The organism is Terrabacter sp. P5_B1 (assembly GCF_056400505.1).
Map to the genome: position 1 here is coordinate 1 of NZ_JBFULD010000287.1, position 5565 is coordinate 5565.

Genomic DNA, 5565 nt, shown 5'->3' on the forward strand with positions numbered 1-5565 from the left:
CTGCGGCACCGGGCACCCCGCAGAACTCGACGTAGTCGATGAGCTCGGTGACGCTCGGGTCGGTCCCGCACACGGGGCAGTCCGGGTCGGCGCGGACGGTCAGGGTGTCCCAGGTCTGCCTCAGCGCGTCATGGACCAGCAGCCGACCGGTCAGCGGCTCTCCGATGCCGAGGAGCAGCTTGATCGCCTCGGTCGACTGGACCGAGCCGATGGCCGCGCACAGCACGCCCAGCACCCCACCCTCGGCGCAGCTCGGCACCGACCCCGGCGGGGGCGGCTCGGGGAAGACGCAGCGGTAGCAGGGCCCGTGGCCTGCCCACCACACCGAGACCTGCCCGTCGAAGCGCAGGATCGAGCCCCAGACGTGCGGTTTGCCGAGCATGACGCACGCGTCGTTGACGAGATAGCGGGTCGGGAAGTTGTCGGTGCCGTCGACGACGAGGTCGTAGCGGCCGATGATCTCGAGCGCGTTGGACGAGTCGAGCGCGAGGTCGTGGCGCTCGACGGTGACGTGCGGGTTGACCCGGTGCACGGCCGACTCCGCCGACTCCGTCTTGGGTCGGCCGATGTCGGCGTCGGAGTGGATGACCTGACGGTGCAGGTTCGTGAGGTCGACGACGTCGGCGTCGACGACACCGATCGTGCCGACGCCCGCAGCGGCGAGGTAGAGCAGGGCGGGCGAGCCGAGCCCGCCGGCACCCACGACGAGCACGCGCGCAGCCTTGAGCCGCTCCTGCCCGTCGCGACCGACATCGGGCAGCAGCACGTGTCGGGCGTACCTCGTGGTCTCGGCCCTGCTGAGTGCCCGACCCGTCTTGACCAGCGGATCCGTCGACATCCCCTCACCGTACTGCTCGGTATGGTGAGACGGACAAGGTCGTCCGCGGGGGTGGACGACGAGGACGACGAGGACGACGAGCAACGCGCCCACAAGCACAGAGGATCCGCATGGCTGACGAGACGACCCCGCCGGGACGCGGGCAGCGGCTGCCCCGATCGGAGCGGCGCGCCCAGCTCCTCGACGCCGCCCTGGGGGTGTTCGTCGAGAACGGCTACCACGCCGCCGCGATGGACGACATCGCCGGCCGCGCCGGGGTGTCCAAGCCGGTGCTCTACCAGCACTTCCCCGGCAAGCTCGAGCTCTACCTCGCGCTCATCGACCAGCACACCGGTGAGCTCGAGCAGCTCGTCCGCGATGCGCTCGCCCTCTCGGACAACAAGGCACGAATCAACACGATGACGCGCGCCTACTTCGACTTCGTCGGCCAGGAGGGCGCCGCGTTCCGCCTCATCTTCGAGTCCGACCTCGCGAACGACCCAGAGGTGCGCAGGCGCCTCGACCAGATCGACCTCACGTGCGCCGAGGCGATGGCCGAGATCATCCGCAGTGAGACCTCGATGGACCAGCAGGAGGCCGTGCTCGTCGGCGTGGCCTTCGTCGGTCTGGCCCAGACCTCGGCCCGGCACTGGCTGACGCACGAGGCGGAGGTCTCCAAGGAGACCGCCGTCCGGATCACGGCAGCCCTGATCCGCCGCGGCTTCGGCGCCTTCCCCCTCGTCGGGCGCGCCGAGGACAAGGGCGAGGGCGACAGGCCCGGCGGCGCGGCAAGGGAATCCGTCGGCAGCCCCGCTGGTTAAGGTGACGACAGGACGCGGTCGACCGTGTCCACCAGAACGGAGAAAGCAGGTTTGACGTGGAGGTCCGCATCGGCGTGCAGAACGTGGCACGCGAGATCACCTTCGAGACGGCTCAGTCGTCCGACGAGATCCACGCCGCCGTCAAGGCAGCGCTCGGGTCAGACGTCCTCGAGCTGACCGACGACAAGGGCGGCCGGGTCATCGTCCCGTCCGCGTCGATCGGTTACGTGACGACGGGGGCCGAGCGCAAGGCGGGCGTCGGGTTCGGCGCTCACTGAACGCATACGAGAACAGCTGTGCTGCAGGAGATCACGCTCGTCGCCGCGTGGTGACGACCTGAGGTCGACCCGGTGACGAGGGCCGCCGACCGGAACGGGTCGGCGGCCCTCGTCGTGCCCGACGACGTCCCGGCGTGGCTGGCGGCCCCCGGACGTGTACAGGGTGGAGGAACGGGCCGGGACCGCCGGTCCGTCACCGCCCGCCGAGCGGGTTCGAAGGAGGAGGCGCAACCGTGATCGGAACCATCCTGGCGGCCCTCGTCGCGGGCGCGATCGTGGGACCGCTCGCCCGACTGGTGTTGCCCGGCAAGCAGGACATGGGCGTCCTGCTCACCGTCGTCCTGGGCGCCGTCGGGTCGCTCATCGGCGCGTTCATCTACTACACGGCCACCGGTGTCAACGACACCAGGGGAATCGACTGGATCTCCGGTTTCATCGGCGTCGTCGTCGCAGCCGCGCTCATCGTGGGCTACGGAATGCTCTCCGGCACCCGCCCGACGCGCTGAGCCCCGAGGAAGCCACCGCGCCTCGTCCGCTCGATTCCTGCCCAATTGACATGGAAACGACACCCGCCACATCCACCACTCCCGCCCCAAGCGGTGGGAGATTGAACTCGTTGCACGTGTTCGTCCGCGGCCTCGCGGACCAAACGGTCACCCGTGACCAGAAGGAGCTGTGACACATGGTCAGCACCATCATCGGAGCCATCATCGTCGGCGCCATCATCGGCGCCCTCGGTCGGCTCATCCTCCCCGGCAAGCAGAACATCTCGCTCGTCGTGACGATCCTCATCGGCATCGTCGCCAACGTCATCGTGACGTTCGTCGTGCGCCAGCTGGGCTACTCCAACAACTCGGGCATCGCGTGGATCCCGCTCATCCTGGGCGCGATCGTCGCAGCGCTCCTGATCGTGGTCTACGGCCGCATGAGCCACAAGTCGGTCTGACCGACCCGACCACAGAAGGGCCCGGCCATGCGGTCGGGCCCTTCGGCATGTGCGGGCAGGGCGGCATACGCCTGCTCAGGCCGACAGGCCGAGGCGCTCCATGCGGCGGGAGTGCTCGTCCGTGAGCCGCGCGAACATGCGCCCGAGCTCGGCCAGGTCGGCGCCGGGGCGACCCGGCGCCCCGACGAGGATGCTTGCGAGAGCGTCACGCTCGACGCCGACGCGCTGCGCCTGCGTGAGCGCCTCGCCGACCAGACGACGGCCCCACAGCGCCAGACGGCCCGCGAGACGCGGCTCGGCGGCGATGGCCTCCCGCACGACGGTGACGGCGAACTCGGCCTGGCCCGTGTCCTCGAGCACGCTGAGGACGAGCGCGCGGGTGTCCTCGTCGACGTACCGCGAGATCTCGCGGTAGAAGTCCTGCGCGATGCCCTCGCCGACGTAGGCCTTGACCAGGCCCTCGAGCCAGTCCGAGGCGCTCGTGCGCTCGTGGAAGGCGTCGACGGCGGGTACGAAGGGCTCCATCGCCGTTTCCGGCTCCACGCCGAGCGACCGGAGGCGCTCGGTGAGGACCGAGTAGTTCTTCAGCTCGTGGGCGGCCAGCATGGCCAGCGCCGACTTGTGACGCAGCGTGGGTGCGAGCTCGGCGTCCTTGGCCAGCTGGCTGAAGGCGCGCAGCTCGCCGTAGGCCAGCGCGCCGAGCAGGTCGGTGACGGCGGCGAGGTAGCCCGCCTCGCCGTCCTGCTCACCCTGCTCACCCTGCTCCCCCAGGCTGTCCTCGGTGGTCTCGGGCGTCGCGTCCTCACTCATGGGCCCAATCTAGTGATGGAGTTCGGGCGTTCTGCCCGCATGCCGGTAGACTGGGCCGGACAACTCGGTGCCCGGTCGGCCCGATGGTTTGCCCAGGTGGTGCTCGTGAACCCCGCGCACCGGTGGAGCCCGCACAGTGTTCACGACGTGCGAGAGCCACCCACCGTCCCTGACAGTCTCCGATCGGCCCGTCACGCGCCACTGAGCTCCCGCACAGGCGGGGTGCTCGTGCCGATCGAGAGATGCCCATGACCCAGCCCCACGAGATCCCCGCCGACGCGGGGGTCGCCACGGACGCGCCCGAGCCCACCAACACCGAAGCCCTCACCGAGACGGCTCCGGCGCCGGTCGCCCCCGACGTCACCTTCGCGGACTTCGACGTCCACCCCGACATCGTCGCCTCGCTCGCCGAGCACGGGATCGTCACGCCCTTCCCCATCCAGGCGATGACGTTGCCGGTGGCGCTGGCCGGCCACGACATCATCGGCCAGGCCAAGACCGGCACCGGCAAGACCCTCGGTTTCGGCGTGCCGATCCTCAACCGCGTCGTGCCGCCGGGCGAGGATGCCTTCGGTTCGCTCGCCCGTCCCGGCAAGCCGCAGGCCCTCGCCGTCGCGCCGACGCGTGAGCTCGCCGTGCAGGTCGCGAGCGACCTCGAGCGCGCAGGCCGCAAGCGCGGCGTCCGGGTGCTCACCGTCTACGGCGGTCGTGCCTACGAGCCCCAGGTCGAGGCCCTCAAGACCGGCGTGGAGGTCGTCGTCGGCACCCCCGGTCGTCTGATCGACCTGGCCAAGCAGGGCCACCTCGACCTGTCGCAGGCACGCACCGTCGTGCTCGACGAGGCCGACGAGATGCTCGACCTCGGCTTCCTGCCCGACGTCGAGACGCTCATGTCGCTGACGCCGGCGTCGCGCCAGACGATGCTCTTCTCCGCGACGATGCCGGGCGCCATCGTGGCCCTCGCCCGCCGCTACATGTCCCAGCCGACGCACATCCGTGCGATGGGCGACGAGAACGAGAACGCCCACACCGTCAAGGCGGTCGAGCAGTTCGTCTACCGCGCGCACGCCATGGACAAGGTCGAGATGCTCTCGCGCATGCTGCAGGCCAACGGCCGCGGCCTGACGATCATCTTCAGCCGCACGAAGCGCACCGCGGCCAAGGTCGCCGACGAGCTCGTCGAGCGCGGTTTCGCAGCCGCTGCGATCCACGGCGACCTCGGCCAGGGTGCCCGCGAGCAGGCCCTCCGCGCGTTCCGCAACGGCAAGGTCGACATCCTCGTCGCCACCGACGTCGCCGCGCGCGGCATCGACGTCGAGAACGTCACGCACGTCATCAACTACCAGTGCCCCGAGGACGAGAAGACCTACCTGCACCGCATCGGGCGCACGGCTCGTGCCGGCAACACCGGTGTCGCCGTGACGTTCGTCGACTGGGACGACCTGCACCGCTGGGCGCTCATCAACAAGACGCTCGACCTCGGTATCCCCGAGCCGCAGGAGACCTACTCCAGCTCCGACCACCTCTACTCCGACCTCGACATCCCCACCGACGCCAAGGGCCGCCTGCGGCGCTCGCAGCAGAAGCTGGCCGGCCTCGGAGCCGAGGAGATCGAGGACCTCGGCGAGACGGGCAAGCGCCACGGGAAGTCCGGCGCTGGTGCCGGTCGCGGCGATCGTGGCGGGCGGGGTGAGCGTGGCGGCGACCGCGGTCGCTCGCACTCGACCGGCCGCGCCCGTGACGACGCGGAGCCGTCCGAGCCGTCCGAGTCGTCGGCGTCGGCCTCGGCCTCGGAGGAGGGCGACGAGGGCCGTTCCCGCCGCAGCCGCAACCGCCGCCGCACGCGCGGCGCCGGGGCTGCAGCGGCCGGTGCTGCCGGCGCGACCGGTGGCG

7 protein-coding genes are annotated in these 5565 nt (G+C 70.6%); 5 read left to right on the forward strand and 2 right to left on the reverse strand.

The window, feature by feature from the left end:
• Positions 1 to 838, reverse strand: an 838-nt coding sequence (moeB, locus tag AC1DP0_RS17330; RefSeq protein WP_478086723.1) for a molybdopterin-synthase adenylyltransferase MoeB, incomplete at its 3' end; no start/stop codon positions are given.
• A 110-nt stretch (positions 839 to 948) separates the two neighbouring features.
• Here moeB and AC1DP0_RS17335 point away from each other — a divergent pair.
• The 4 genes from AC1DP0_RS17335 (at position 949) to AC1DP0_RS17350 (ending at position 2862) form a co-directional block, all read left to right on the forward strand.
• Positions 949 to 1638, forward strand: a complete 690-nt coding sequence (locus AC1DP0_RS17335; RefSeq protein ID WP_478086727.1) for a TetR/AcrR family transcriptional regulator — start codon at positions 949 to 951, stop codon at positions 1636 to 1638.
• A gap of 56 nt (positions 1639 to 1694) precedes the next feature.
• Positions 1695 to 1916, forward strand: coding sequence for a DUF3107 domain-containing protein (locus AC1DP0_RS17340; protein ID WP_478086729.1), 222 nt, complete (start codon positions 1695 to 1697; stop codon positions 1914 to 1916).
• 233 nt (positions 1917 to 2149) lie between these two features.
• Positions 2150 to 2422 (forward strand): GlsB/YeaQ/YmgE family stress response membrane protein, encoded by a 273-nt coding sequence (locus tag AC1DP0_RS17345; RefSeq protein WP_478086731.1) that lies wholly within the window; start codon positions 2150 to 2152, stop codon positions 2420 to 2422.
• A 176-nt stretch (positions 2423 to 2598) separates the two neighbouring features.
• Positions 2599 to 2862 carry a GlsB/YeaQ/YmgE family stress response membrane protein gene (locus AC1DP0_RS17350; RefSeq protein ID WP_478086733.1) on the forward strand — a complete coding sequence of 88 codons (264 nt, stop codon included), beginning with the start codon at positions 2599 to 2601 and terminating at the stop codon, positions 2860 to 2862.
• A gap of 75 nt (positions 2863 to 2937) precedes the next feature.
• Here the strand turns inward: AC1DP0_RS17350 and AC1DP0_RS17355 are convergent, their stop codons facing one another.
• Positions 2938 to 3672: a ferritin-like fold-containing protein gene (locus AC1DP0_RS17355; protein WP_478086735.1), complete on the reverse strand. Its 735-nt coding sequence runs from the start codon at positions 3670 to 3672 to the stop codon at positions 2938 to 2940.
• 248 nt (positions 3673 to 3920) lie between these two features.
• Here AC1DP0_RS17355 and AC1DP0_RS17360 point away from each other — a divergent pair.
• A partial coding sequence (locus tag AC1DP0_RS17360) for a DEAD/DEAH box helicase (RefSeq protein WP_478086737.1) occupies positions 3921 to 5565 on the forward strand: 1645 nt, incomplete at its 3' end.